Origin of the sequence: Allochromatium palmeri (assembly GCF_009720725.1) — a bacterium.
Taxonomy (GTDB): Bacteria; Pseudomonadota; Gammaproteobacteria; order Chromatiales; family Chromatiaceae; genus Thermochromatium; species Thermochromatium palmeri.
In genome coordinates this window covers 1-811 of the sequence record NZ_WNKT01000146.1, presented here as the reverse complement: position 1 = coordinate 811, position 811 = coordinate 1, and the positions used below count along the sequence as shown (strand labels likewise).

Here is an 811-nt window from a genome sequence, read left to right as displayed (position 1 = left end):
TTCGCTGTGCCATCGACAGAAAATCAATGACTTAAGGCGCCAATGCCCAGCCAATCTCTCATCATGTGTGTATAGGCGAAATGCAGATTAAGTCGTTGTTTTTATATGAATTTTCGATTTACTTTAAATCCGGGAGAGCCATTCTGCTTCAGTTGTGCCTCGTACTCCTCGGCGTCTTTCTTGTCCTCCGTTCCAGTAGAGCGTCGTATTTCTTTGCCGTCTGGTGTGGTGAAGCGCACCCACCAGTGCCGGCTATTGGGTCGGCGGTAGAGCATGTCGTCGTTCCTCTCGGCTCAACCGCCCGCGCTTTTTCAGAGTAGCGCGAGCGCAGCCATTCGGCCAGATCTTCGTCAATAAACAGCCAATGCTTGCTGCTGGGCTTGGCGCAAGGAACTTCCCCGGCAGCGGCTAGACGTCGTAGGGTTTCAGGGTGCATCCGGAGGAAAGCGGATGCTTCAAGTAGATCGAAGGTTTTCAATGAGGCATCCGCAAGTCTGCAAGTCGCTCTTACCGCTCAAGCTCCAGGATACTATCAGGCGATACGAATGAGACTGTGTGAGCGCGTGGATCGGGTCGCTCTTCATCGCCGATGTTGCGTGATCTAAAGACGACAGTAGCATTTTGAGACTCAGAAATAAATAGCAGATTGCTACTATCACGCCTGTTCGACCAGGCTCACGCTTTAGCGACATGGCCAAATGGGGGGGCTTGGCTGAGGGGAGGGGGAGCACCGGCATAGGCGCCAACTTAACCGCATCGTTGACGCTTCTGCACGTTCATCATCTCGACGACCCTGGCCGGAAGGGTTTGC

General features: G+C 53.4%; 1 protein-coding gene. It reads right to left on the bottom strand.

Features of this window, described 5'->3' with window-relative positions; all coding sequences use genetic code 11:
* Nucleotides 1-148: 148 nt before the first annotated feature.
* A complete protein-coding gene (locus tag GJ668_RS21335) occupies nt 149-478 on the bottom strand; it encodes a helix-turn-helix domain-containing protein (RefSeq protein WP_155451806.1) in 330 nt (109 codons plus the stop codon).
* Nucleotides 479-811 lie beyond the last annotated feature (333 nt).